Below are 24,464 nucleotides of genomic sequence, written 5' to 3'. Positions count from 1 at the left end.
GTACTGGTTTGTCCTGGTATGGCCGCTTGGTCGTTGTCACGGGTGGCCGGGCGTCTGCGCGAGGATGGCACGCATGAAGCCCATCATCTCGGCATCCGAATGCGCGAGCGAACTGGCGGGGCCGCGTCCGCCGGTGCTCCTGGACGTACGTTGGCAGCTGGGCGGCCCGCACGGGCGCCCCGACTACGAGGCGGGGCACATCCCCGGCGCGGTCTTCGTCGACCTCGATACGGAGCTCGCCGGTCCGGCAGGCACTGGTGGCCGCCACCCGCTGCCCGACCCGGAGGCGTTCGGCGCCGCGATGCGCCGGGCCGGGGTCCGCCAGGACGGCCCGGTGATCGTCTACGACGGCGGTCAGGGCTGGGCGGCGGCCCGGGCCTGGTGGCTGCTGCGCTGGGCGGGGCATTCCGGCGTACGGGTGCTGGACGGGGGCCTCGCGGCCTGGACCGGGGAACTGTCGAAGGAGACCCCGGACCCGGCCGAGGGCGACTTCACGCCCGCGCCGGGAGCGCTGCCGCTGCTCGACGCGGACGGCGCCGCGGCCCTGGCCCGCTCGGGTGTCCTGCTCGACGCGCGCGCGGCCGAGCGCTACCGGGGCGATGTGGAGCCCATCGACCGGGTCGGCGGTCACATCCCCGGCGCGGTCTCCGCGCCGACCGGCGAGAACGTGGACGCGGACGGGCGCTTCCTGAGCCCCGAGCGCCTGGCCGCCCGGTTCGCCGGGCTGGGCGTCGGCGGCGACACCGCGGAGGTCGGCGTCTACTGCGGCTCGGGCGTCTCCGGGGCCCAGCAGGTGCTGGCCCTGGAGCTGGCCGGGCACCGGGCCGCCCTCTACGCGGGTTCCTGGTCGCACTGGTCCGCCGACGAGTCGCGTCCGGTCGCCACCGGGCCCCACCCCGGCTAACGGCACGCCGTCGCGTGAACGCGCGCATGGCAAGGGCCCGTACGCGCTCGCGTACGGGCCCTCGCCACGCCCTAGTCCTGCTTCTTGCGGCGGGTGCCGAAGACGATCTCGTCCCAGCTGGGCACTGCGGCCCGGCGCCCGGGCCGGACCCCGTCCGCCTCGGCCTGCCGGTCCGTCGTCCCGGTCAGCCGGTCGCGGTGACCGGCGACCGCGCGCGGCATCAGGACGTCCGCGTACGCGGAGCCCGCTCCGGCCGAAGCGGCCGGCGGCTCCTCGGCCTCCGGCTCCCGCTCGGCCGGCTCGATCGCGGGGGGCTCCGGCGGCGCGGGCCGTTCCGGTACGACCATGTCGCCGCGGAAGCTGGGCACCGCCTCCAGCAGGCTGGTGAGGGAGTCCCGCTCGCTCGCGGTCACCCCGGCGATCCGCTCCTCCGGCTCCGGGGGCGGCGGCGGGGCCGGACGCTCGATCTGCCGGTCCAGTGCGCGGTCGAGCGGCCGGTCGCGCGGCAGCCGGGCGATGCGGGGCACGAACGGGAAGCTGGGCTCGGGCGCCGCGACCTCGTCCGTCTCGCCGATCAGCGAACGTGCCTCGTCGTCGACGGCCTGGACCAGTCGGCGCGGTGGGTCGTACGTCCAGCTCGCCGAGTGCGGCTCACCCGCGACCCGGTAGACGAGGAGGACCTCCCAGGTGCCGTCGTCGCGGCGCCAGGAATCCCACTGGACGGTCTCCTTGTCGGCACCGCGCAGCAGCAGGCGCTCCTGCACCGCCTCGCCGAGCTGGGGTCCGGTGTTCTCGCCGGGACGGCGCACGGGAGTCTTCCGGGCCCGCTCGGCCATGAAGGCGCGCTCCGCGAGCACGGGGCCCTCGAAGCGGCGGACACGGTCGACGGGGATCCCGGCGAACTGGGCGACCTCCTCGGCGGAGGCGCCGGCTCGTATCCGTGCCTGGATGTCGCGCGGGCGGAGGTGGCTCTCCACCTCGATCTCGATCTGGCCGAGCCGGGCGCGGTCGTTGCGCACGGCGGCTCGCAGCCGCTCGTCGATCGGAAGCGTGTACTCCGTGCTGTCCGCAGCCTTGAGCACCAGTCGTGTGCCGTCGTTGGAGACGGCCACGACACGCAGTTCGGGCATGGGGACCTCCCGGGTGGTGCCTGCCGACGTCACGTGCGTCGCTGCTTCCGCTAGTCGAGTGTGGCCTGCCCGGGTGCAGCCTGCCACAACATTGCCGTGTTGCCCGGCGTGTCGGGCGTGAGCCCTTGTTCGCCGGTATGCCACGGTAGCCCTTGCGCAACGCAAAGTGACCGATGGTCACTCCGTGTAGCTGGCCGCCGTGCGATGCCGTGCGCCGCCGGATCGAGTGCCTCCTTCGGCCCCCTCCCGAAGGTTCCGGACGCCCGCGAGGGTGTCCGGCCCCAGGGCTCGCCACAGTACTCCATTCGGGCCATGTGGGTGGACCGCCGCGCCGTCGAAGTTCTCGTGAGGTGCGGGAGCTTGCCTACCCCTCCCGACGCCTCCCGCTCATGATCCGTGTCGTGCTTCACAGAATCCACGCAACCGGAACTTTCGGCTTCGCTCACGTGTCCCTAGTTGGTGCATGGTGGGAGAGATGTCAATCAAGGGCTGGAAATGGTGCAGAAGCCGGAAAGTGGCATAGAACCCAAGGAGAGGCGGATCGATCTGAGCCTGCCCCAGGTGGCGGGCAGTGCGGTCGCGGCGGTGGCGGCAGCCGTGGCGGCTTCCCAGCTCGGTGTGTACGGAACCATCGCGGGTGCCGGAGTGATGAGCGTCGTGGCGACCTGCGGCGGCTCGGTCTTCCAGCACTTCTTCCGCCGTACGGGGGAGCAGATCCGCGAGGTGACGGTCCAGGTGAAGCACCCGGACCGCGAGGTGACCGTCCGCACCCGCGAGACCGGTGCGCGGCGCCCGGAGCCCCTGCCGCAGGAAACCGTCCTGCTGGGGGCGGTGGACGACGCCACGACGCTTCTGCGCCGGGTGGAGCCGCGGACGGATGAGACGACGCTCCTGCGCCGGGTGGAGCCGCAGGCGGACGAGACGACGCTCCTGCGCCGGGTGGGCCCGCAGGCGGACGAGACGACGCTCCTGCGCCGCGTGGAGCCCGACGCGACCACCGTGCTGCGCGGTCCCGCCGGGGGCAGCGCGCCGGACGAGGATTTCTCCGAGGCGACCACGCACGGCACCCGGCTGCGTGGCTGGAAGCGGTCGGCCATCGGCGCGGCCGTGGTCTTCGTGGTCTCGATGGCCGGAATCACCACCTACGAAATGATCTCCGGCAGCGATCTGAGCGGCGGCCACGGGACGACCGTGGGCTCCGTCGTACGCGGTGAGCGCGACACGGGCCCTTCCACCCCCACGCCCGCCGAAACCACCCGCCCCGGTCAGGACGCCTCGGACCCGGCGCAGCGGGACCGGAGCACGGCCACCCCCGGCACCGGCGCCCAGGACGATGACGGGACCGCCCCGCAGCCGGACCGGAGCGGTGGTCCCAGCGACGGAGCGACGCCCTCGCCCACCCCCTCGGACCCGGCGGACGGCGGCGTCGAGCCCACGCCCACGCCCACCCCGAGCGCCACGGACGGCGGCGGGAGCGCGGCGCCCGACCCGGCGGCCACGGACGACGTCCCGGCGCCCGCGGGCACCGGGGCGGGGGAGTGAGCCCGGGCGGCCGGGGTCAGTCGCCCAGCACCCGGCGCAGGTAGTCGTTGCCGAACAAGCGGTCCGGGTCCAGCCGGTCCCGTACGGCCGTGAATTCACCGAAACGCGGATACACCCCGGAGAGGTACGCGGCGTCCCTGGTGTTGATCTTGCCCCAGTGCGGGCGGCCGCCGTGCGCGGTCATGATCCGCTCCACCGCCGTGAAGTACGCCTGGTAGGGCGTGCCCCGGTACATATGAACGGCGATGTACGCGCTCTCCCGGCCCGAGGCCGTGGAGAGCGCGATGTCGTCGGCGGGCGCGGTGCGCACCTCCACCGGGAAGCTGATCCGCAGCGGCGAGCGGTCCACCATCGCCCGGACCTCGCGCAGCGCCTCGACGGCGGCCTCGCGCGGCAGCGCGTACTCCATCTCCACGAACCGCACCCGGCGCGGGCTGGTGAACACCTTGTACGGGATGTCGGTGTACGTACGCGCCGACAGGGCCCGGCTGGAGATCCTGGCGATCGCGGGGATCGTGGCGGGCACAACCCGGCCGAGCGCGCAGGCGACCTGGAAGACGCCGTTGGACAGCAGCTCGTCCTCGATCCAGCCGCTGACCTTGCCGGGCGGGGCGGCGGGGCCCGCGCTGCGGTTGTTGCGCTTGGTGTTGCAGTTCCCGGTGTGCGGGAACCAGTAGAACTCGAAGTGCTCGTTCTCGGCCACGAGCTGATCGAATTCGGTCGTCACCTGGTCGAAGCTCATCGGCTCCTCGCGGGCGGTCAGCAGGAAGACCGGCTCCACGGCGAAGGTGATCGCGGTGATGACGCCCAGGGCGCCGAGACCGATCCGCGCCACCGCGAACACGTCGGCGTTCTCGGTCTCCGAACAGGTCAGCACCGTGCCGTCCGCGGTGACCAGTTCCAGGGCGCGTATCTGCGCGGATATGGACGCCGAGTCGCGGCCGGTCCCGTGCGTACCGGTGGAGGTGGCTCCGGCGACCGTCTGCTCCATGATGTCGCCCATGTTGGTGAGCGAGAGGCCCTCGCGGGCCAGCGCGGCATTGAGGCGCTTCAGCGGGGTGCCCGCCTCGACCGTCACCGTCATCGTCTTGCGGTCGATCTCGCGGATGCCGGTCAGCAGATCGGGCCGGATCAGCAGCCCGTCGGTGGCCGCGGTCGCGGTGAACGAGTGCCCGGTGCCGACCGGCTTCACCCGCAGCCCGTCCTCGGACGCCCTGCGCAGCGCCTCGGCCAGCTCGTCCACGGAGGCGGGGGACACGGTCCGGGCCGGCCGGGCGGTGACGGTGCCCGCCCAGTTGCGCCACGGGCCCGTCGCCGTTCGTGCGTAGGTCTCGGTCATCTTCCCCGCGCCCTTCCCTAGGAACCGGCCCACCCAGCCGGCGCTTCCCCCGGACGGTGACCCGGGGTTACCGGCCGGTTGGAGGGGGATCATACTCACGGGTCCCGCACCTTCATCCACCCCTGCCGCCACCCCGTCCGCAGGCCGGAAGCGCCCGCCCAAGGGCTGTCCCGTCACCCCTGGCGGGCGCACGACGACAGCTACGGCGCCTCGCCGCGTTGTCGGAACGCCCGAATACGTCCAGGATGCGGGCGTCCCTCCGCCTTGCGATGCACCGCATCCGGCGCCGCGCCCTGATCCACCAGGGATGACGGGACAGCCCTCAGGACGTCGGTGTGCCCCCGCCCCGGTGCGGGTGGCAGGATCGACGGCATGTCCGATCTGCGCGATCCCGCCCCCTACGACGCCCTGCTCCTGCTCTCCTTCGGTGGTCCCGAAGGCCCGGACGACGTGGTCCCGTTCCTCGCGAATGTGACCCGCGGCCGGGGCATCCCCGAGGAACGGCTCAAGGAGGTCGGCAAGCACTACTTCCTGTTCGGGGGCGTCAGCCCGATCAACGCCCAGAACAGGGCCCTGCTCGACGCGCTGCGCAAGGACTTCTCCGAGCACGGGCTGGACCTGCCGGTCTACTGGGGCAACCGCAACTGGGCCCCGTACCTCACCGACACCCTGCGCGAGATGGCCGCCGACGGCCACCGCCGCATCGCCGTCCTGGCGACCAGCGCCTACGCCTCGTACTCCGGCTGCCGGCAGTACCGCGAGAACCTCGCCGATTCACTGGCAGCCCTGGAGGCAGAGGGCCTTCCCGTCCCGCGCGTGGACAAACTCCGGCACTACTTCAACCACCCCGGCTTCGTGGAGCCCATGGTGGAGGGTGTCCTCGCCTCGCTGGCGGACCTGCCCGACGACGTGCGCGCCGGTGCGCACCTGGCCTTCACCACGCACTCCATCCCGCTCTCGGCGGCCGACACCTCGGGCCCCGAAGAGGCGCACGGGGACGGCGGCGCGTACGTCGCCGAGCACCTGGAGGTGGCCCGGCTGATCGTGGACGCGGTGCGCGAGCGGACCGGCACGGCCCACCCGTGGCGCCTCGTCTACCAGTCGCGCAGCGGCGCGCCGCACATCCCGTGGCTGGAGCCCGACATCTGCGACCACCTGGACGCGCTGCACGGCGACGGGGTCCCCGCTGTCGTGATGGCGCCCATCGGCTTCGTATCGGACCACATGGAGGTCCTGTACGACCTCGACACCGAGGCCACCGCCAGGGCCGCCGAGCTGGGCCTGCCGGTACGCCGCTCCGCGACGGTCGGCGCCGACCCCCGGTTCGCCGCCGCCGTGCGCGAGCTCGTCCTGGAGCGGGCCGCCACCGAGCAGGGCCGGGAGCCGCAGCGGTGCGCCCTCGGGACGCTGGGCGCGAGCCACGACCTCTGCCCGGTGGGCTGCTGCCCGGCCAGGGCGCCCAAGCCCGCCGCCGCGGGGGCCGACAGCCCGTACGCGTAAGCCTTCGGGCTTCCCCGCCGCCCCTGTTTCCACCCCTCCCGACCGCCCTCAACCTCCTCAAGGGAGCACCGTGACCGAGACCGACCACTCATCGGACGTCCTGCTCGACCTCGCCCTGGAAGCGGCGCGACGCGCCGGCCGGCTGCTGCGCGACGGGCGTCCGGCAGGGCTGGGCGTGGCCGCGACCAAGTCCAGCCCGGTCGACGTCGTCACCGAGATGGACATCGCCGCCGAGAAGCTGATCACCGAGTTCCTGGTCGAGCGCCGCCCCCTGGACGGCTACCTGGGCGAGGAGGGCGGCACGACCGCCGAGGGCAGCACCGGCGTGCGCTGGGTGATCGATCCGCTCGACGGCACGGTGAACTACCTCTACGGGCTCCCCTCCTGGGCCGTCTCCATCGGCGTCGAGGTGGACGGCGAGCGGGTCGCCGGTGCGGTGGAGGTCCCGATGCGCGGCGAGACGTACTTCGCGCGCCGCGGCCACGGGGCCTTCGTCACCGGCGGCTTGTACGGCGACGAGCCCGTCCGGCTGCGGTGCCGGCCCACCGCCCCGCTCGCCGAGGCGCTGGTGGCCACCGGCTTCAACTACGTCGCCGAGGTCCGGGCCCACCAGGCCGAGGTGGCGCACGACCTCATCCCGCAGGTCCGGGACATCCGGCGCGGCGGCTCCGCCGCGATCGACCTCTGCGACGTGGCCGCCGGACGGCTCGACGGCTACTTCGAGCGCGGTCTGCACCCCTGGGACCTGGCCGCGGGCGACCTCATCGCCCGGGAGGCGGGCGCCCTGACCGGTGGGCGCCCGGGCCGGCCGGCCGACGGGGACCTGACCGTCGCGGCGTCCCCCGGCGTCTTCGAACCGCTCCAGGCCCTCCTGGACGAGCTGGGCGCCTGGCACGACTGACGGGGCCCTCCCAGGGCCCGGGGACGCCGGAAGGGCCCCGCAGCCGCCGTGGAGCGGCTGCGGGGCCCTTGGCCCATAGCGACGGTCAGGCGTTCGTCGTCGTGCTGATCCGCACACCGTGCTCGGCGGCGAGACGACGGAGGTCGTCCAGCTCGCTCTGCTCGACGTCCGCGAGGAAGTCGTCGCCCGTCTCGCGGGCCTTCGTGAGGTCGTCCTCGGTCGTCTTGATGCGTTGCAGCAGACCTGCGGTGAAAGCGTCCATGAAGCGCCCCCTCATCGTGGGTCGGTGGCACGGGGGTGTGCCCGGGTTTCCCTCCGCCGAGGCGGTAGGGCGGGTGATCACGCACTCTCCGGGGGACGGAGGGGCCTGTGACAACGCCACATGGGAAGACGTGATCGCGGGTGTGAATGCGTACTCCCCCGCCCGAAGCTCAGAGAAACCTCAACTGGCCGGAAAAACCCGTCGCTTCCTCGAAGCCGCAGGTGGGGGCGGGACGTCTTACCGCCGGTTTATGCGGGTTACGGGCAGGATGGAGCCGCACAAGTGTGCCGGGGCCGTGCCCGCGGCGCGGGCGGCGTGGCCGTCCCGGGCGCCCCGGAGCCCCGTGGTGCAGACCGCTTGCGAAGTTCTAGGGAAGGAAGCGCCGTGCGCGTACTCGTCGTGGAGGACGAGCAGCTGCTCGCCGATGCGGTGGCCACCGGATTGCGCCGTGAGGCCATGGCCGTCGATGTCGTGTACGACGGGGCCGCGGCCGTGGAGCGCATCGAGGTCAACGACTACGACGTGGTGGTGCTCGACCGCGACCTGCCCCTGCTGCACGGCGACGACGTGTGCCGCCGGATCGTCGAGCTCGGCATGCCCACCAGGGTGCTCATGCTCACCGCCTCCGGGGACGTCAGCGACCGGGTGGAGGGCCTGGAGCTCGGCGCCGACGACTATCTGCCCAAGCCCTTCGCGTTCAGCGAGCTGACCGCCCGGGTACGGGCCCTCGGCCGGCGTACGACCGTCGCCCTGCCGCCCGTCCTCGAACGGGCCGGCATCAAGCTGGACCCCAACCGCCGGGAGGTCTTCCGGGGCGGCCAGGAGGTCCAGCTCGCGCCCAAGGAGTTCGCCGTCCTGGAGGTCCTGATGCGCAGCGAGGGCGCCGTCGTCTCGGCGGAACAGCTGCTGGAGAAGGCGTGGGACGAGAACACCGACCCGTTCACCAACGTCGTCCGGGTGACCGTCATGACCCTGCGCCGCAAACTCGGCGAGCCGCCGGTGATCGTCACGGTGCCCGGCTCCGGCTACCGGATCTGACGCCGGTGCCCGCCGTCCCGCCGCCCATGGCGGCGCCCCCCAAACCCACCTGGGAACCCAAACAGCAGGAGCCCCCCTACCCGTGGCTGCGCCCGACCATCCGGATACGGCTCACGCTGCTCTACGGGGGCATGTTCCTGATCGCGGGCATCCTGCTGCTGTCGATCATCTACATGCTCGCCGCCCAGGCCCTGCACGTGGGCAGCGACCTCCCGTTCAAGATCGTCGACGGTCACGTCTCCAGCGACGTCTGCAACCTCCTGGAGGAGGGCAACTCGCCGAGCGCGGTCAACGCGGCGATGAACTCCTGCGTGAACCACCAGCGCCAGCAGGCCCTGGACACGCTGCTCAACCGGTCGCTGCTGGCTCTGGTCGGCCTCAGCATCATCGCCTTCGCCTTCGGCTACGGGATGGCCGGCAGGGTGCTCTCGCCGCTGGGCCGGATCACCCGCATCGCCCGGACCGTGGCCGGCACGGACCTGGCCCGGCGCATCGAGCTCGACGGCCCCGACGACGAGCTCAAGGAGCTGTCCGACACCTTCGACGACATGCTGGACCGGCTGGAGCGGGCCTTCACCGCGCAGCAGCGGTTCGTCGGCAACGCCTCGCACGAGCTGCGCACGCCGCTCGCCATCAACCGCACGCTGCTGGAGGTCCACCTCTCCGACCCGGAGGCTCCGCCCGAGCTCCAGCAGCTGGGCAAGACGCTGCTGGCCACCAACGAGCGCAGCGAGCAGCTGGTGGAGGGCCTGCTGCTGCTGGCCCGCAGCGACAACCAGATCGTCGAGCGCAAGGCCGTGGACCTCGCCGAGGTCGCCTCGCGCGCCGTGGACCAGGCGCGCGGCGAGGCCGAGACCAAGGGCGTCGAGATGCGCGAGGACCTGGCCGAGGCCGTCGTCCAGGGCAATGGCGTCCTGCTGGAGCGCATCGCGTTGAACCTCGTGCAGAACGCCGTCCGCTACAACGTCCCGGAGGGCGGCTGGGTCGAGGTGACCACGGCGCTGCTGCCCGGCCAGGCGGTGCTCGTCGTCTCGAACACGGGTCCCGTGGTCCCCGCGTACGAGATCGACAACCTCTTCGAGCCCTTCAGGCGGCTGCGTACGGAGCGGACGGGCAGCGACAAGGGGGTCGGGCTCGGTCTGTCGATCGCGCGGTCCGTCGCCCGGGCCCACGGCGGCCGTATCATCGCCGAGCCCCGCGAGGGCGGTGGTCTTGTGATGCGCGTCTCACTGCCGGTCTGACCGGCGCGCAATGCGCTTTGCGCACTGATTATTTTTTGTTCGCTTTGAGCGGAATTTTCGGGACCTGATCCCGAAGAGTCCGTGTGTGATCGATCACAGGAGCGAATAACTCCCTGCCCACGCTCCGTGACCAGGGAACTCACCGGAAACCCGGCGAAACACCGGGTTTTCGGGGGTAGGCATGACGGGAAGTACACGGGGTGGCGCCTGTGAAGGGCGCCGTCGAGACCGTGTACGGTCCCCATCGCCACCCAAGCCGATCACTCCCGAGCGGTCCTTTTGGGTGTCGATTGAGTAACAGACCTTGATGTGAGGCAAAATCTCCGCCTCAGGTCGGGCACAAGTCCGGCCTCTCACGCGTTACGGCGCTTGAGACACCGCAGACACCCAGAGGGGGAGAGCGACATGGCAACGGATTACGACACCCCACGCAAGACCGACGACGACGTCGATCAGGACAGCCTTGAAGAGCTGAAGGCGCGCCGGAGCGACAAGACGGCGTCCGCCGTCGACGTCGACGAGTTCGACGCGGCCGAGGGCCTTGAGCTGCCCGGCGCAGACCTGTCCAACGAGGAGCTGGCCGTACGGGTCCTGCCCAAGCAGGCCGATGAGTTCACCTGCATGAGCTGCTTCCTCGTGCACCACCGCAGTCAGCTGGCCCGCGAGAAGAACGGTCAGCCGATCTGCCGCGACTGCGACTGAGATCCGGTCGGCCGTGGCAGGGGACACACCGTTCCGCAAGCGGCGCCCCTGGGGCAGAAGGCCACCGGAGGCGCAGCAGGGCGGTACACGCCCGGCAGAAGGCGCCCAGGCGCCTGCCGAGCGGCCCGCCCTGCCACCCTCGCCGGACGGACAGGAGGACGAGCGGGGCCTGCAGGCGGCCTCGCTCGAAGCCGCCGAAGTAGCGGTACGGGCAGCCCGTGAGGCTGCCGGAGCCGACACGGCCGATGGGGCCGGACAGGTCGGCAGGACGGAGCCCGTGACCGGGGCAGGCCGTCTGAGTTCAGTGAAACGGGGCGTACGCAAGGGCGGGGAGAGCGCCAAGGAAGCGATCGGTCATATCGCGGACCTGATCATCCACATCGCTCCCCGCGTCCCTGTGCGCGACCTCGCCACCCTGCGCGAGCACTTTCCCGGCCTCGGGCCGGAGGAGATCGCGGAACGGCTCGTCGTGGGCGCGAGCCGCGCGACCGCCACCGTCGGCGCCGGAATCGGCGCGGCGGCCATGATGCCGGTGCCGCCCGCGATGCTCGCCGAGCTGGCCGCCGAGGTCACCGGCGTCGCCGCCATAGAGATGAAGCTCGTCGCCGAGCTGCACGAGGTCTACGGACGCCGTCCCCCGGGCGGCATCGCCCGGCGCTCGACCGCCTACCTCACCGCCTGGACCGAGGAACGCGGCGTCGAGGTCACCCGCCCCGCCACGGTCGACGCGGCGCTGAGCGGCCGGATGAAGCGCGAGCTGCGCCGCCAGATCATGAAGCGCACCGTGCGCGACCTGCCGAGCCTGATCCCCTTCATGGTCGGCGCCGCCGTCGGCGCGTCCATGAACCGGCGCGACACCAGGAAGCTGGCCGACCGGGTCAGGAAGGACCTGCGCGAGAAGCGGATCCCCTGGGACCGCCTCCCGGAGCAGCCCCCGCGGGAACCCGACAACCCTTAGGCTCTGACCGCCGCGTGCAGCGCCGCCACCAGGGCGTTCGGGTCGCGCGTCGAGAGATAGACGTACGGGGTCGGGTCCTGCGGGTCCGTGACCTCCACCCGGACCGCCGTCGGGATGTAGCTGCGCAGCAGCATGAAGGCCCGGGTGTCCGCCTTGTGCGTGCGCCAGGCGCGCGCCTCCTCGGCGTCCAGCACCTCGGCCTCGCCGAGCGCAGAGACCGGGATCCGGGCATCCCCCGCGACGAGCGCGCCCGCCACCACCCGGATGCGGGCGGAGCCGTACGAGCTGACCGCGACGGCCGACAGGGCCGTGCCGCCGGCCAGGCCGGCGAGGAGCGGCAGGGTGCCCAGCGGCAGCAGCATCAGCGCGCACGCGATGCCGATCAGGACGGCGATCAGCCACCACGAACGGGGTGCGGTGAGGCGTTCGTCGTAGGGCGGGGTGGAAGGCTGCATGGCTCCAGCTTGGCACGGCGCGACCGGCGGGTACCCGCGCGGGTAAGGTCTGCGCCTGTGAGTGGAACATCTGCGGCTCTGACGCCCCCGGCCGACGCGGTGAAACCGGTCCGGCACCCCGACGCCCCGGCCCCCGGCGAACTCCTCGGCGCGCACTACGAGCACTGCTTCGGCTGCGGCTCCGGCCAGCCCCACGGGCTGCACCTCCAGGCGCGGGCCGGCGAGGGCGTCAGGGTGACCGCCGAGTTCACCGTGAAGGCGGCCCACCAGGGCGCCCCGGGCCTGGCGCACGGCGGGGTGCTGGCCACGGCACTGGACGAGACGCTCGGCTCGCTGAACTGGCTGCTGCGGGTCATCGCGGTCACCGGACGGCTGGAGACCGACTTCGTGCGCCCCGTCCCCGTCGACACCGTGCTGTTCCTCGACGCCGAGGTCACCGCCGTGCACGGGCGGAAGATCTACTCCCGGGCGACCGGCCGGATCGGCGGCCCGGACGGGCCGGTCGCGGTGCGGGCCGACGCCCTCTTCATCGAGGTCAAGGTCGACCACTTCATCGAGAACGGCCGGCCGGCCGAGATCCAGGCCGCCATGGCCGACCCCGACCAGGTCAGGCGCGCCCGCGCCTTCGAGGTGAACCCGTGATGCGCCACCCCGTCGACGTCCTGATCCGCCGGGTCGACCCGGACGTTCCGCTTCCGGCCTACGGGCACCCTGGGGACGCCGGCGCGGACCTCGTGACGACCGAGGCCGCCGAACTGGCACCGGGCGAGCGGGCCGTACTGCCGACCGGGGTTTCGATCGCCCTGCCCGACGGGTACGCCGCGTTCGTGCACCCACGATCCGGTCTCGCCGCCCGCTGCGGAGTCGCCCTGGTCAATGCCCCGGGGACGGTCGATGCCGGGTACCGTGGAGAGATCAAAGTGATCGTCATCAATCTCGACCCGCGCGAGTCCGTGCGGTTCGAGCGGTTCGACCGGATTGCCCAACTGGTTGTGCAGCAGGTCGAGAAGGTGCGCTTCCACGAGGTGTCGGAGCTTCCCGGCTCGGCGCGGGCCGAAGGGGGCTTCGGGTCCACCGGCGGCCATGCCGCCGTTGATGTTGATGGCGTCCGGGGCGGGGTTCCCCAGGGCGGGAACAGCTACGCTTCGGTCGAATCCGACCGGGAAGGACAGTGACGTGTTCGGACGTCGCAAGAACAGTGGTGCCGCCGATGACACGGCGGCCGAGGCGCGCGAGGCCGAGCAGGTCGTCGACGAGCAGGATGACGCCGAGGGCGAGTCCCGCCGGACGAACCTTCCGCCGGCCCCGCGCCCGGACGGCCCGTGGGACGTCAGCGAGGTGTCCCAGCCCGCCGACGGCCGGGTCGACCTGGGCGGCATCTTCGTGCCCGGCGTCGAGGGCATGGAGCTGCGCGTGGAGGTCGCCGGTGACGCGATCGTCGCCGCCACCGTCGTGATGCGCGACAGCGCGATTCAGCTCCAGGCGTTCGCCGCCCCCAAGAAGGAGGGCATCTGGGGCGAGGTCCGCGAGGAGATCGCCACGGGCATCACCCAGCAGGGCGGCATCATCGACGAGGTCGAGGGCCCGCTGGGCTGGGAGCTGCGCGCTCAGGTTCCGGTACAGCTTCCCGACGGGGCGAACGGCGTGCAGCTGGTGCGCTTCGTCGGTGTCGACGGCCCGCGCTGGTTCCTGCGCGGGGTGATCTCCGGCCAGGGCGCCGTGCAGCCGGAGGCCGCCGGGCTGCTGGAGTCGGTCTTCCGCGACACCGTGGTCGTCCGCGGCGAGGGCCCGATGGCTCCCCGCGACCCGATCGTCCTCAAGCTCCCCAACGACGCCCAGATGGTGCCCGAGGGCGTCCAGCAGGAGGAGCAGGAGGGCTCGAAGTTCTCCGGTGGCATGGCGGGCCTCCAGCGCGGTCCCGAGATCACCGAGGTGCGCTGACCCGCACCCGCGGACACCGGCCGGTGGGCCGTACCCCTTCCCAGGGGTGCGGCCCACCGGCTTTTGCGTGCGCCGGCGCGTACGGGGGGCGTATCGGCGGCGTACAGGCGTCGTCAAGGCCGGGCCCGCTTCCGTAAGAGGGGCATCAACGCAGGTCACGGCGGCGCCGGCCGGCGGTTTGCTCAAGGGGTCCGATTCATCGACACCTCATTCAGGAGCATCCGATGGCCGATGCGGCCTTCGTCGTCACCACGATCGCGGTCTTCGCGCTGGTGGCACTCGTCGCCAAGGGGGTGGCGAAGCTGTGACCGCGGACCACGTGGCCGGCCTCGTCGTGGCCGCCGCCCTGCTGGGTTACCTCGTCCTGGCCCTCCTCTTCCCGGAGAGGTTCTGAGCCCGACATGAGTCCCGTCCTCTCCGGTGTGCTCCAGCTCCTCGCGCTCGTCGTCGCGCTGGGACTGGCGTACCGACCGCTCGGCGATCACATGGCCCGCGTCTACACCTCGCCCCGCCATCTGCGGGCCGAGAAGTGGGTCTACCGGGCGATAGGCGTCACCCCTGACACGCAGATGCGCCGGGCCGCCTATCTGCGCGGTGTCCTGGCCTTCTCCGCCGTGAGCGTTCTCTTCCTCTACCTGCTGCAACGGCTCCAGGGCGCCCTGCCCGGCTCGCTCGGCTTCTCCTCGATCAGCCCGGACCAGGCGTTCAACACGGCCGCCTCGTTCGTCGCCAACACCAACTGGCAGTCGTACGCCGGCGAGCAGGCCATGGGCCACGTCGTGCAGACCGGCGGCCTCGCCGTGCAGAACTTCGTCTCCGCCGCCGTCGGCATGGCCGTCGCGGTGGCCCTCGTACGAGGGTTCGCCGCCTCCCGCACCGGCGAACTCGGCAACTTCTGGGCCGACCTGGTGCGCGGCACCGTACGCGTCCTGCTGCCGATCGCGGTGGTCGGCGCACTCGTCCTCGTCGCCTGCGGGGCGATCCAGAACTTCTCCGGCGTCCACGAGGTCGGGCAGTTCACGGGTGGTGCGCAGCAGTGGAACGGCGGTGCGGTCGCCTCCCAGGAGGCCATCAAGGAGCTGGGCACCAACGGGGGCGGCTACTTCAACGCCAACGCGGCCCACCCCTTCGAGAACCCCGACGGCCTGTCCAACCTCTTCGAGATCTTCCTGATCCTCGTCATCCCGTTCGCCCTCACCCGCACCTTCGGCCGCATGGTCGGCTCGGTCCGGCAGGGATACGCGCTCCTCGCCACGATGCTCGTCTTCTGGCTCGGTTTCTCCGCGCTGATGATGTGGACCGAGTCCGCACACCACGGCGCCGCCTTCGAGATCGCGGGCGGGGCGACGGAGGGCAAGGAGACCCGGTTCGGGATAGGCGGCTCCTCCCTGTTCGCCGTGGCCACCACGCTCACCTCGACGGGCGCGGTGAACTCCTTCCACTCCTCGTTCACCGGCGTCGGCGGCGGCATCACGCTGCTCGGCATGCAGCTCGGCGAGATCGCCCCCGGCGGCGTCGGTTCCGGCCTCTACGGCATGCTGATCATGGCGCTCATCGCGGTGTTCGTCGCCGGGCTGATGGTCGGCCGCACGCCCGAATACCTCGGCAAGAAGGTCGGCACCCGCGAGATCAAGCTCGCCGCCTGCTACCTCCTGATCACCCCGGCCCTGGTGCTCGGCTTCACCGCCGCGGCCGTCGCGCTGCCCACCCCGCCCCACTCGGTGGCCAACCCCGGGGCGCACGGCTTCTCCGAGATCCTGTACGCCTACACCTCGGGCGCCAACAACAACGGCTCGGCGTTCGCCGGGCTCGCCGCGGACACGCCGTGGTTCAACACCACGATCGGGCTCGCGATGCTGCTCGGCCGGTTCCTGCCCATGGTGTTCGTCCTGGCCCTCGCCGGCTCGCTGGCCGAGCAGCGGCCCGTACCGGCGACCTCGGGCACCCTTCCCACCCACACCCCGCTGTTCAGCGGACTGCTGGCCGCGGTCGTCGTGGTCGTCGCCGGCCTGACGTACTTCCCGGCCCTCGCCCTGGGCCCGCTGGCCGAGGGGCTGGCGTCATGACCACTCGTACGAAGCAGGAGGGCCCGATGACCGCCGGCGCCGCGCTGTCCGACCCCAAGACGCTGCTCGCCGCGCTGCCCGAAGCACTGCGCAAGCTCCACCCCCGCGCGATGGCCGCCTCACCGGTCATGTTCGTGGTCCTCGTCGGGTCCGTCTTCACCACCGTCCTCGCCGCCCTGGACCCCGGCGACTGGTTCGGCTGGGCGATCACCGGCTGGCTCTGGCTCACCACGGTCTTCGCCAACCTCGCCGAGGCGGTCGCCGAGGGCCGCGGCAAGGCCCAGGCGGACAGCCTGCGCAAGGCGAAGACGGACACCGTCGCCCGCCGCCTCACCGGCGATGCCGAAGAGCGCGTCGCGGGCACCGACCTCCGCGTCGGCGACCTGGTCGTCTGCGAGGCGGGCGACATCGTGCCCGGCGACGGGGACGTCGTCGAGGGCGTGGCCGGCGTCGACGAGTCCGCCGTCACCGGCGAGTCCGCCCCGGTCATCCGCGAGTCCGGCGGCGACCGCAGCGCCGTCACCGGCGGTACGAAGGTGCTCTCCGACCGGATCGTCATCCGGATCACCACCAGGCCCGGCGAGACCTTCATCGACCGCATGATCGCCCTGGTCGAGGGCGCCTCACGGCAGAAGACGCCCAACGAGATCGCCCTGAACATCCTCCTGGCGTCCCTCACCGTCGTCTTCCTGCTCGCCGTCGTCACCCTCCAGCCCTTCGCCGTGTACGCGGGTGACGCGCAGTCCATGATCGTGCTCACCGCGCTCCTGGTCTGCCTCATCCCGACCACCATCGGCGCGCTGCTCTCCGCGATCGGCATCGCGGGCATGGACCGGCTCGTCCGGCGCAACGTGCTCGCGATGTCCGGACGGGCCGTCGAGGCGGCCGGTGACGTCTCGACGCTGCTGCTCGACAAGACCGGGACCATCACCCTCGGCAACCGCCGCGCCACCGACCTGCTGCCCGTCGCCGGGGTCACCGGCGCGGAGCTCGCGGACGCCGCCCAGCTCGCCTCGCTGGCCGACGAGACACCCGAGGGCCGGTCCGTGGTGGTCCTCGCCAAGGAGCGCTACGGGCTGCGCGAACGCCACGCGGGCGAGCTGTCCGGCGCCGCCTGGGCCGCCTTCACCGCCCGCACCCGCATGTCGGGCGTGGACGTGGACGGGCGCAAGGTCCGCAAGGGCGCCACCTCCGCCGTCATCGCCTGGGTGAAGGAGCGCGGCGGCGGCGTCCCCGACGAGGCACGGACCCTCGCCGACCGCATCGCGGCGGCCGGCGGCACGCCGCTCCTGGTGGCCGAGGAGGACGGGCACGGGGCGCGGGTCCTGGGCGTCGTCCACCTCAAGGACGTCGTCAAGGAGGGCATGCCGGAACGCTTCGCCGAGCTGCGCCGCATGGGCATCCGCACCGTCATGATCACCGGCGACAACCCGCTGACCGCGAAGTCCATCGCCGAGGAGGCCGGGGTGGACGACTTCCTCGCCGAGGCCACGCCCGAGGACAAGATGGCCCTCATCAAGCGCGAACAGGCCGGCGGCGGGCTCGTCGCGATGACCGGTGACGGCACCAACGACGCCCCGGCGCTCGCCCAGGCCGACGTCGGCGTCGCCATGAACACCGGGACCTCGGCCGCCAAGGAGGCCGGGAACATGGTCGACCTGGACTCCGACCCGACCAAGCTCATCGAGATCGTGGAGATCGGCAAGCAGCTGCTGATCACGCGCGGGGCGCTCACCACGTTCTCCCTGGCCAACGACGTGGCGAAGTACTTCGCGATCATCCCCGCGATGTTCGCCGCCCTCTACCCGGGCCTGGACCGGCTCAACATCATGGACCTGTCCTCGCCGCGCACCGCGATCCTCTCCGCGGTGATCTTCAACGCGCTGATCATCGTCGCGCTCGTCCCGCTCGCCCTCAGGGGCGTCCGCTACCGGCCCGGCGGCGCCGCGTCCATGCTCCGGCGCAACCTCGCCGTCTACGGCATCGGCGGCCTGATCGCCCCCTTCGCCGGCATCAAGCTCATCGACCTGCTCCTCTCCCTCGTCCCCGGAATCGGCTGACCCGCCATGAACACACCCGTACGCAACCCCGTCCGCCAGGTCTGGGCCGCCCTGCGCGCCCTGCTCGCCCTCACCCTGGTCTGCGGGGTCATCTACCCGCTCGCCGTGACCGGCGCCGCCCAGGTGCTCATGCCCGGCCGCGCCAACGGCTCCGAGATCACCGCGGAGGGCAGGACCGTCGGCTCCGCCCTCATCGGCCAGCGCTACGACCGGCCGGGAGGCGCCCCGGACCTGAGGTGGTTCCAGCCGCGTCCCTCCGAAGGGCTCGGCACCAACAGCCGCAACACCCAGTACTCGCTGCTGGTGTCCGGCGCGTCCAACCTCGCCGGTGACAACCCCGAGCTGATCGACCGGGTCACCGCCGCCAGGGCGGCCGTCGTCCGGGACAACTCCGTCCCCGGCCATCCGGTGGACCCCGCCGCGGTGCCGCCCGACGCGGTCACCTCGTCCGGCTCCGGACTCGACCCGGACATCTCACCGGCGTACGCCCACCTCCAGGTCCGCCGCGTCGCCGCACGCAACCACCTCGCCGCCGGACAGGTCGCCGAGCTGGTGGAGCGGCACACCGAGGGCCGCGCTCTCGGCTTCGTCGGGGAACCGCGCGTCAACGTCCTCCGGCTCAACATCGCCCTGCGACAGCTGCTGACCGGGGCGAGCTGACAGGAGGGGCATTGCCCGCTCCCCGGCCACCCGCACATACTGGCGGCCGACAGGACCGAGGACCCACGGGGAGCGCCATGACCGAGAACACCGCCGACACCAGCACCGGCGGGGGCGCCGGCACGGCCGTCGCCGACGGCCCCATGGTCCGCGTCGAGGACCTGCACCGCTCCTACGGCTCCGGCGCCGGAGCGGTGCACGCGCTGCGCGGCGTCTCCTTCGAGGTGCCGCGCGGCGAGCTCGTCGCCCTCAAGGGGCGCTCCGGCTCCGGCAAGACGACCCTGCTCAACCTCGTCGGCGGCCTCGACACCCCGGACGGCGGCCGGATCACCGTCGACGGCACCGACCTCTCCTCGCTGGGCGAGAACGGGCTCCTGGAGCTGCGCCGGGACCGGATCGGCTTCATCTTCCAGTCGTTCGGCCTGATACCGATCCTGACCGCCGCCGAGAACGTGGGCGTGCCGCTGCGGCTGCGCAAGGCCGACCCCAAGGAGCGCGAGGAGCGGGTGTCGCTGCTGCTCTCCCTCGTCGGACTCGCCGACCACGCCGCCCAGCGCCCCGGCGAACTCTCCGGCGGCCAGCAGCAGCGCGTGGCCATCGCCCGCGCGCTCGCCAACCGGCCCGCCCTGCTGATCGCCGACGAGCCGACCGGGCAGCTCGACGCCGAGACCGGCCTCGCGGTGATGGAGCTGCTGCGCGCCGTCGTCCACAGCGAGGGCGTCACCGCGCTCGTCGCCACCCACGACGCCCAGCTCCTCGGCCTCGCCGACCGGGTCCTCGAACTCAGCGACGGCCACATCACCGAGCACTGACCGGCGGCCGGGAAGCAGTATCAGAGTTACGTCAAATCCCGCCGCTTCCCCACCCTCCGCCTGATATGCCGGAAATCCACCAGGTACTTTCGAACCATGGCTGCCACGACGGCAGCCGCCGGTTTCGGAAGACAATGGGGCCATGGCGCGCGGCAAACTTCGGATCTACCTCGGTGCGGCACCCGGCGTCGGCAAGACGTACGCGATGCTCGCCGAGGCGCACCGGCGCGTCGAGCGCGGCACCGACTGCGTCGTCGGCCTCGTCGAGCACCACGACCGCCCGCGCACCGAGACGCTGCTGCACGGCCTCGAAGTGGTCCCGCGCCGCGAGATCGAGCACCGCTCGGCCGTCTTCACCGAGATGGACATCGACGCGGTGCTCGCTCGCGCCCCGGCCGTCGTCCTGGTGGACGAGCTGGCCCACACCAACGTGCCCGGCTCCCGCAACGCCAAGCGCTGGCAGGACGTCGAGGAACTGCTCCAGGCCGGCATCGACGTCGTGTCGACCGTCAACATCCAGCACCTGGAGTCCCTCGGCGACGTGGTCGAGTCCATAACCGGCGTACGCCAGCGCGAGACCGTGCCCGACGAGGTCGTCCGCCGGGCCGGCCAGCTCGAACTGGTCGACATGTCGCCCCAGGCCCTGCGCCGCCGCATGGCCCACGGCAACATCTACAAGCCCGACCGGATCGACGCCTCCCTCTCCAACTACTTCCGCCCCGGCAACCTCACCGCCCTGCGCGAGCTGGCCCTCCTCTGGGTCGCCGACCGCGTGGACGAATACCTCCAGCAGTACCGGGGCGAGCACAACATCCGCACCACCTGGCAGGCCCGCGAACGCATCGTCGTCGGCCTCACCGGAGGCCCCGAGGGCCGCACCCTCATCCGCCGCGCCGCCCGGATGGCGGCCAAGGGCTCCGGAAGCGAGATCCTCGCCGTCTACATCGCCCGCAGCGACGGGCTGACCTCGGCCTCGCCCAAGGAGCTGGCCGTCCAGCGCACCCTCGTGGAGGACCTGGGCGGCACCTTCCACCACGTCATCGGCGACGACATACCCTCGGCGCTCCTGGAGTTCGCCCGGGGCGTCAACGCCACCCAGATCGTCCTGGGCTCCAGCCGCCGCAAGACCTGGCAGTACATCTACGGACCCGGAGTCGGCGCCACCGTCGCCCGCGAGTCCGGCACCGACCTCGACGTCCACATCGTCACCCACGACGAGGTCGCCAAGGGCCGGGGCCTGCCCATCGCCCGCGGCGCCCGCCTGGGGCGCGCCCGCATCATGTGGGGCTGGGTGGCCGGCGTCGGCGGCCCGGTCCTCCTCGCCGTGCTCCTCAAGGCCCTCGAATCCGGCCCCGGGCTCGCCAACGACGTCCTGCTCTTCCTCTTCATGACCGTCGCCGCCGCCCTCATCGGCGGACTGCTGCCCGCCCTCGCCGCGGCCGCGGGCGGCTCCCTGCTCCTGAACTACTGGTTCACCCCGCCCACCCACACCCTCACCGTCCAGGACCCGGAGAACTTCGTCGCCATCGTGATCTTCTTCGCGGTGGCCGTCGCGGTGGCCTCCGTGGTGGACCTCGCCGCCCGCCGCACCCACCAGGCCGCCCGGCTGCGCGCGGAGTCCGAGATCCTGTCGTTCCTGGCCGGCAGCGTGCTGCGCGGCGAGACCACGCTCGCCGCGCTCCTGGACCGGGTCCGGGAGACCTTCGGCATGGCGTCCGTCGCCCTGCTGGAGCGCCGCAGCGACGTCGACCCCTGGACCTGCGCCGGCAGCGTCGGCCCGGCCCCGGCCGCCCGGCCCGAGGACGCCGACGTGGACATGCCCGTCGGCGACCACATGGCCCTGGCCCTGACCGGCCGGGTGCTGCCCGCCGAGGACCGCCGGGTGCTGGGCGCGTTCGCCGCCCAGGCCGCCGTCGTCCTGGACCGCCAGCGGCTGGTGGACGAGGCCGAGGAGGCCCGCAGACTCGCCGAGGGCAACCGCATCAGGACCGCGCTCCTGGCCGCCGTCAGCCACGACCTGCGCACGCCCCTCGCCGCGATCAAGGCCGCCGTCTCCTCCCTGCGCTCGGACGACGTCGCCTGGTCCGACGACGACGAGGCGGAGCTCCTGGAAGGCATCGAGGCCGGCGCCGACCGCCTCGACCACCTCGTCGGCAACCTGCTCGACATGTCCCGCCTCCAGACCGGCACGGTCACCCCGCTCATCCGGGAGATCGACCTGGACGAGGTGGTGCCCATGGCCCTCGGCGGCGTCCCCGAGGGCAGCGTCGACCTGGACATACCCGAGACCCTGCCCATGGTCGCCGTCGACCCCGGCCTCCTGGAGCGCGCCGTCGCCAACATCGTGGAGAACGCCGTGAAGTACAGCCCCGACGGCGACCGCGTCACCGTGGCGGCCAGCGCGCTCGGCGCCCGTGTCGAACTCCGCGTGGCCGACCGCGGCCGGGGCGTCCCCGACGAGGGCAAGGAGCGCATCTTCGAGCCCTTCCAGCGCTACGGAGACGCTCCGCGCGGCGCCGGGGTCGGCCTCGGCCTCGCGGTGGCCCGGGGCTTCGCCGAGTCCATGGGCGGCACGCTCGACGCCGAGGACACCCCGGGCGGCGGCCTCACCATGGTCCTGACCCTCAAGGCGGCACCCGGCCACGCCCCGGCCGCCCCCGGCCTCCCCGCGCGGATCACCTCGTGAACCGCCCGGACCTCCCCGCACCGACGTACGCCCAGCAGAAAGGCAGGACCCCGATGACCCGGGTGCTTGTGGTCGACGACGAGCCGCAGATCGTACGCGCCCTCGTGATCAACCTGAAGGCGCGCAAGTACGAGGTGGACGCCGCGCCCGACGGGGCCACCGCCCTCCAGCTCGCCGCCGCCCGCCACCCGGACGTCGTCGTCCTCGACCTCGGGCTGCCCGACATGGACGGCGTCGACGTGATCCGGGGGCTGCGCGGCTGGACCCGGGTCCCGATCCTGGTCCTCTCGGCCCGCCACACCTCCGACGAGAAGGTCGAGGCGCTGGACGCGGGGGCCGACGACTACGTGACCAAGCCCTTCGGCATGGACGAGCTGCTGGCCCGGCTGCGGGCCGCGGTGCGCCGGGCAGAGCCGGTCGGCCAGGACGGGGGCGACCAGGTCGTCGTCGTGGAGACCGAGGGCTTCACCGTCGACCTCGCCGCGAAGAAGGTCCACCGCGACGGCCGCGACGTACGGCTCACCCCCACCGAATGGCACCTGCTGGAGGTCCTGGTCCGCAACGGCGGCCGGCTCGTCAGCCAGCGCCAGCTGCTCCAGGAGGTCTGGGGGCCCTCGTACGGCACCGAGACCAACTACCTGCGCGTCTACATGGCCCAGCTCAGGCGGAAGCTGGAAGCGGACCCCTCCCACCCCCGCCACTTCGTCACCGAACCCGGCATGGGTTACCGCTTCGAGCGCGCCTGAAACCGGCGGACGGGCGCGCACGCGTCCTCCGTACGGGTGAGACGGCGGCCACCCGCCATGACCCAGTGCCGCAGCAGCCAAGGTTTGCCCCGTCGCGACGCCATGCACGCACTCTCGCCGCACCGGCCGAAAGCCCGAGTACATCCAGTACAAGGGCTTCCGGCCGGCGCGCCGAGAGCACGCACCTGACGCCGCTCCTTCCGGGCAAACCTTGGCTGCCGCGGCACTGGCAGGACCGGTACCCTTCGGGTATGAGTGCTGTTCCTCGATCCGAGAGGCCCCACAAGGGCGACCGGCCCTCCGGGCGCTTCCGGCGCATGCTCGACCGGCTTTCCAGTTCCCAGGAGGACCTGGAGTGCGAGGAGCTGGAGGAGGACTCCCAGGCGTCGGGGTGCACCCGGATCTCCGAATGCACCGACCGCCAGATCGTGAAGGTCACTGGTACCTTGCGGACGGTCACCCTGCGGCCGCGCGCCGGAGTCCCCGCCCTGGAGGCGGAGCTCTTCGACGGCACGGCACCGCTCGACGTGGTCTGGCTCGGCCGCCGCTCCATCCAGGGCATAGAACCGGGCCGCAAGCTCATCGCCTCCGGCCGGATCGCCATGAGCCACGGCCGCCGGGTGCTGTTCAACCCCAAATACGAACTCCGACCGCTCGGCAAGGAGTAGCCGGTGACGTCTCTCGACAAGCCGACGTCCGACACGGACCGCACCACCGACCAGCAGGAGGCCGACAGCAGGGCGGTCACCGAGGCCGCGCTCTTCGAAGCCTTCGGCGGCGTGAGGGGCATGGTGGAGACGGTCCTCCCCGGGCTGCTCTTCGTCACGATCTTCACCATCAACAAGAACCTCACCTACTCGGCCATCGCGGCCCTGGCGGTGTCGCTGGCGCTCGTGGTCGTCCGGCTGATCCGCAAGGACACCGTCAAGCACGCCTTCAGCGGCGTCTTCGGTGTGGCCTTCGGCGTGGTCTTCGCCAAGATGACGGGCAACGCCAAGGACTTCTACCTCCCGGGCATGCTCTACACCCTGGGCCTCGCCCTGGCCTATCTGGTCACCGCGGTCGCCGGCCTGCCGCTGATCGGCCTGATCCTGGGCCCGGTGTTCAAGGAGAACCTCTCCTGGCGCACCCGGAACCCCGGCCGCAAGAAGGCGTACACCAAGGCCAGCTACGCCTGGGGGCTGATCCTGCTCGCCAAGTGCGCGATCCTCTTCCCGCTGTACTGGTGGGCCGACACCACCCAGCTCGGCTGGGTGCTGGTCGCCCTGAAGATCCCGCCGTTCCTGCTCGCGGTCTACCTGACCTGGGTCTTCCTCGCCAAGGCACCGCCGCCCATCGACGTCTTCGCCGAGATGGAGGCGGAGGAGGAGGCCGAGAAGGCCCGTAAGGCGGCCGCCGCCGAAGCGGCCCGGGGCCAGGAGTTCTGAGACGTACGAGAGGGGCCCCCGCCCCCCCCGGGGCCGGGGCCCCCCCCCCAGCCCACCCCACCCCGGCGGCCCCCCGCCCCCCCCACCCCGCCCC

Annotated in this window: 24 protein-coding genes; 20 read left to right on the top strand and 4 right to left on the bottom strand. The window is 72.3% G+C overall.

Annotation, left to right across the window (positions count from 1 at the left end; translation table 11 throughout):
* Positions 1-73 precede the first annotated feature (73 nt).
* The gene (locus ACLQ2N_RS25570; protein ID WP_425816479.1) at positions 74-904 is read left to right on the top strand and encodes a sulfurtransferase; all 831 of its coding nucleotides are present in this window, start codon (positions 74-76) and stop codon (positions 902-904) included.
* 71 nt (positions 905-975) lie between these two features.
* Here the strand turns inward: ACLQ2N_RS25570 and sepH are convergent, their stop codons facing one another.
* A complete protein-coding gene (sepH, locus tag ACLQ2N_RS25565) occupies positions 976-2,034 on the bottom strand; it encodes a septation protein SepH (protein WP_019521018.1) in 1,059 nt (352 codons plus the stop codon).
* A gap of 495 nt (positions 2,035-2,529) precedes the next feature.
* Here sepH and ACLQ2N_RS25560 point away from each other — a divergent pair, with 495 nt between their 5' ends.
* Positions 2,530-3,576, top strand: a complete 1,047-nt coding sequence (locus ACLQ2N_RS25560; RefSeq protein WP_425816478.1) for a hypothetical protein — start codon at positions 2,530-2,532, stop codon at positions 3,574-3,576.
* 16 nt (positions 3,577-3,592) lie between these two features.
* Here ACLQ2N_RS25560 and ACLQ2N_RS25555 read toward each other — a convergent pair whose 3' ends face one another.
* Positions 3,593-4,915 (bottom strand): D-arabinono-1,4-lactone oxidase, encoded by a 1,323-nt coding sequence (locus ACLQ2N_RS25555; protein WP_425816477.1) that lies wholly within the window; start codon positions 4,913-4,915, stop codon positions 3,593-3,595.
* Positions 4,916-5,287: 372 nt separating this feature from the next.
* On the opposite strand from ACLQ2N_RS25555, the gene ACLQ2N_RS25550 reads away from it, so the two are divergent.
* Both ACLQ2N_RS25550 and ACLQ2N_RS25545 read left to right on the top strand, forming a co-directional pair.
* Positions 5,288-6,415, top strand: coding sequence for a ferrochelatase (locus tag ACLQ2N_RS25550; RefSeq protein WP_425816476.1), 1,128 nt, complete (start codon positions 5,288-5,290; stop codon positions 6,413-6,415).
* Positions 6,416-6,485: 70 nt separating this feature from the next.
* Entirely contained in the window at positions 6,486-7,316 is an 831-nt protein-coding gene (locus ACLQ2N_RS25545; protein WP_425816475.1) for an inositol monophosphatase family protein, read from the top strand.
* Positions 7,317-7,401: 85 nt separating this feature from the next.
* On the opposite strand, the gene ACLQ2N_RS25540 is transcribed toward ACLQ2N_RS25545, so the two are convergent.
* Positions 7,402-7,578: a hypothetical protein gene (locus tag ACLQ2N_RS25540; protein ID WP_018105385.1), complete on the bottom strand. Its 177-nt coding sequence runs from the start codon at positions 7,576-7,578 to the stop codon at positions 7,402-7,404.
* 384 nt (positions 7,579-7,962) lie between these two features.
* Between ACLQ2N_RS25540 and ACLQ2N_RS25535 the strand changes: the two genes are divergently transcribed.
* The 4 genes from ACLQ2N_RS25535 (at position 7,963) to ACLQ2N_RS25520 (ending at position 11,517) form a co-directional block, all read left to right on the top strand.
* Entirely contained in the window at positions 7,963-8,616 is a 654-nt protein-coding gene (locus ACLQ2N_RS25535) for a response regulator transcription factor (RefSeq protein ID WP_073967451.1), read from the top strand.
* Positions 8,617-8,642: 26 nt separating this feature from the next.
* On the top strand, positions 8,643-9,857 hold the full coding sequence (locus ACLQ2N_RS25530) for a sensor histidine kinase (RefSeq protein ID WP_425816582.1): 1,215 nt from the start codon (positions 8,643-8,645) through the stop codon (positions 9,855-9,857).
* Positions 9,858-10,262: 405 nt separating this feature from the next.
* Entirely contained in the window at positions 10,263-10,559 is a 297-nt protein-coding gene (locus tag ACLQ2N_RS25525; protein ID WP_003965732.1) for a DUF4193 domain-containing protein, read from the top strand.
* 13 nt (positions 10,560-10,572) lie between these two features.
* Positions 10,573-11,517, top strand: coding sequence for a hypothetical protein (locus ACLQ2N_RS25520; protein WP_425816474.1), 945 nt, complete (start codon positions 10,573-10,575; stop codon positions 11,515-11,517).
* Here the strand turns inward: ACLQ2N_RS25520 and ACLQ2N_RS25515 are convergent.
* A complete protein-coding gene (locus ACLQ2N_RS25515; RefSeq protein WP_425816473.1) occupies positions 11,514-11,972 on the bottom strand; it encodes a DUF3093 domain-containing protein in 459 nt (152 codons plus the stop codon). The genes ACLQ2N_RS25520 and ACLQ2N_RS25515 overlap by 4 nt on opposite strands.
* Positions 11,973-12,029: 57 nt before the next feature.
* Here ACLQ2N_RS25515 and ACLQ2N_RS25510 point away from each other — a divergent pair, with 57 nt between their 5' ends.
* From ACLQ2N_RS25510 to ACLQ2N_RS25455, 12 genes are all read left to right on the top strand, one after another.
* Entirely contained in the window at positions 12,030-12,614 is a 585-nt protein-coding gene (locus tag ACLQ2N_RS25510; protein WP_361024997.1) for a PaaI family thioesterase, read from the top strand.
* The gene (dut, locus tag ACLQ2N_RS25505; RefSeq protein WP_147971347.1) at positions 12,614-13,147 is read left to right on the top strand and encodes a dUTP diphosphatase; all 534 of its coding nucleotides are present in this window, start codon (positions 12,614-12,616) and stop codon (positions 13,145-13,147) included. The genes ACLQ2N_RS25510 and dut overlap by 1 nt, the downstream gene beginning before the upstream one ends.
* A gap of 1 nt (position 13,148) precedes the next feature.
* Positions 13,149-13,913: a DUF3710 domain-containing protein gene (locus ACLQ2N_RS25500; RefSeq protein WP_425816472.1), complete on the top strand. Its 765-nt coding sequence runs from the start codon at positions 13,149-13,151 to the stop codon at positions 13,911-13,913.
* 304 nt (positions 13,914-14,217) lie between these two features.
* On the top strand, positions 14,218-14,307 hold the full coding sequence (gene kdpF, locus ACLQ2N_RS25495) for a K(+)-transporting ATPase subunit F (protein WP_361024991.1): 90 nt from the start codon (positions 14,218-14,220) through the stop codon (positions 14,305-14,307).
* Between the two features lie 7 nt (positions 14,308-14,314).
* Positions 14,315-15,979, top strand: a complete 1,665-nt coding sequence (kdpA, locus tag ACLQ2N_RS25490) for a potassium-transporting ATPase subunit KdpA (RefSeq protein WP_425816471.1) — start codon at positions 14,315-14,317, stop codon at positions 15,977-15,979.
* Positions 15,976-18,039 (top strand): potassium-transporting ATPase subunit KdpB, encoded by a 2,064-nt coding sequence (gene kdpB / locus ACLQ2N_RS25485; protein ID WP_425816470.1) that lies wholly within the window; start codon positions 15,976-15,978, stop codon positions 18,037-18,039. The genes kdpA and kdpB overlap by 4 nt, the downstream gene beginning before the upstream one ends.
* A gap of 6 nt (positions 18,040-18,045) precedes the next feature.
* Positions 18,046-18,699: a potassium-transporting ATPase subunit KdpC gene (kdpC, locus tag ACLQ2N_RS25480; protein WP_425816469.1), complete on the top strand. Its 654-nt coding sequence runs from the start codon at positions 18,046-18,048 to the stop codon at positions 18,697-18,699.
* Positions 18,700-18,776: 77 nt separating this feature from the next.
* A complete protein-coding gene (locus ACLQ2N_RS25475) occupies positions 18,777-19,511 on the top strand; it encodes an ABC transporter ATP-binding protein (RefSeq protein WP_425816468.1) in 735 nt (244 codons plus the stop codon).
* 142 nt (positions 19,512-19,653) lie between these two features.
* Positions 19,654-22,197: an ATP-binding protein gene (locus ACLQ2N_RS25470; RefSeq protein ID WP_425816467.1), complete on the top strand. Its 2,544-nt coding sequence runs from the start codon at positions 19,654-19,656 to the stop codon at positions 22,195-22,197.
* Positions 22,198-22,250: 53 nt separating this feature from the next.
* On the top strand, positions 22,251-22,943 hold the full coding sequence (locus tag ACLQ2N_RS25465) for a response regulator (RefSeq protein WP_425816581.1): 693 nt from the start codon (positions 22,251-22,253) through the stop codon (positions 22,941-22,943).
* A 251-nt stretch (positions 22,944-23,194) separates the two neighbouring features.
* Positions 23,195-23,611 (top strand): OB-fold nucleic acid binding domain-containing protein, encoded by a 417-nt coding sequence (locus tag ACLQ2N_RS25460; protein ID WP_425816466.1) that lies wholly within the window; start codon positions 23,195-23,197, stop codon positions 23,609-23,611.
* A 3-nt stretch (positions 23,612-23,614) separates the two neighbouring features.
* Entirely contained in the window at positions 23,615-24,370 is a 756-nt protein-coding gene (locus ACLQ2N_RS25455) for a DUF3159 domain-containing protein (RefSeq protein ID WP_425816465.1), read from the top strand.
* Positions 24,371-24,464 lie beyond the last annotated feature (94 nt).

It is taken from the genome of Streptomyces sp. DT224 (genome assembly GCF_049844595.1).
Classification (GTDB): Bacteria; Actinomycetota; Actinomycetes; order Streptomycetales; family Streptomycetaceae; genus Streptomyces.
Note: the sequence above shows the minus strand (reverse complement) of the source record. Positions and strands in the feature narration are given on the sequence as shown.

Bases quoted from the DNA above. Each gene is read 5' to 3' on its own strand.
- ACLQ2N_RS25570 (WP_425816479.1), top strand. From the start codon at position 74: ATGAAGCCCATCATCTCGGCATCCGAATGCGCGAGCGAACTGGCGGGG.
- sepH (WP_019521018.1), bottom strand. From the start codon at position 2,034: ATGCCCGAACTGCGTGTCGTGGCCGTCTCCAACGACGGCACACGACTG.
- ACLQ2N_RS25560 (WP_425816478.1), top strand. From the start codon at position 2,530: ATGGTGCAGAAGCCGGAAAGTGGCATAGAACCCAAGGAGAGGCGGATC.
- ACLQ2N_RS25555 (WP_425816477.1), bottom strand. From the start codon at position 4,915: ATGACCGAGACCTACGCACGAACGGCGACGGGCCCGTGGCGCAACTGG.
- ACLQ2N_RS25550 (WP_425816476.1), top strand. From the start codon at position 5,288: ATGTCCGATCTGCGCGATCCCGCCCCCTACGACGCCCTGCTCCTGCTC.
- ACLQ2N_RS25540 (WP_018105385.1), bottom strand. From the start codon at position 7,578: ATGGACGCTTTCACCGCAGGTCTGCTGCAACGCATCAAGACGACCGAG.
- ACLQ2N_RS25530 (WP_425816582.1), top strand. From the start codon at position 8,643: ATGGCGGCGCCCCCCAAACCCACCTGGGAACCCAAACAGCAGGAGCCC.
- ACLQ2N_RS25525 (WP_003965732.1), top strand. From the start codon at position 10,263: ATGGCAACGGATTACGACACCCCACGCAAGACCGACGACGACGTCGAT.
- ACLQ2N_RS25515 (WP_425816473.1), bottom strand. From the start codon at position 11,972: ATGCAGCCTTCCACCCCGCCCTACGACGAACGCCTCACCGCACCCCGT.
- dut (WP_147971347.1), top strand. From the start codon at position 12,614: ATGCGCCACCCCGTCGACGTCCTGATCCGCCGGGTCGACCCGGACGTT.
- kdpA (WP_425816471.1), top strand. From the start codon at position 14,315: ATGAGTCCCGTCCTCTCCGGTGTGCTCCAGCTCCTCGCGCTCGTCGTC.
- kdpB (WP_425816470.1), top strand. From the start codon at position 15,976: ATGACCACTCGTACGAAGCAGGAGGGCCCGATGACCGCCGGCGCCGCG.
- kdpC (WP_425816469.1), top strand. From the start codon at position 18,046: ATGAACACACCCGTACGCAACCCCGTCCGCCAGGTCTGGGCCGCCCTG.
- ACLQ2N_RS25475 (WP_425816468.1), top strand. From the start codon at position 18,777: ATGACCGAGAACACCGCCGACACCAGCACCGGCGGGGGCGCCGGCACG.
- ACLQ2N_RS25470 (WP_425816467.1), top strand. From the start codon at position 19,654: ATGGCGCGCGGCAAACTTCGGATCTACCTCGGTGCGGCACCCGGCGTC.
- ACLQ2N_RS25465 (WP_425816581.1), top strand. From the start codon at position 22,251: ATGACCCGGGTGCTTGTGGTCGACGACGAGCCGCAGATCGTACGCGCC.
- ACLQ2N_RS25460 (WP_425816466.1), top strand. From the start codon at position 23,195: ATGAGTGCTGTTCCTCGATCCGAGAGGCCCCACAAGGGCGACCGGCCC.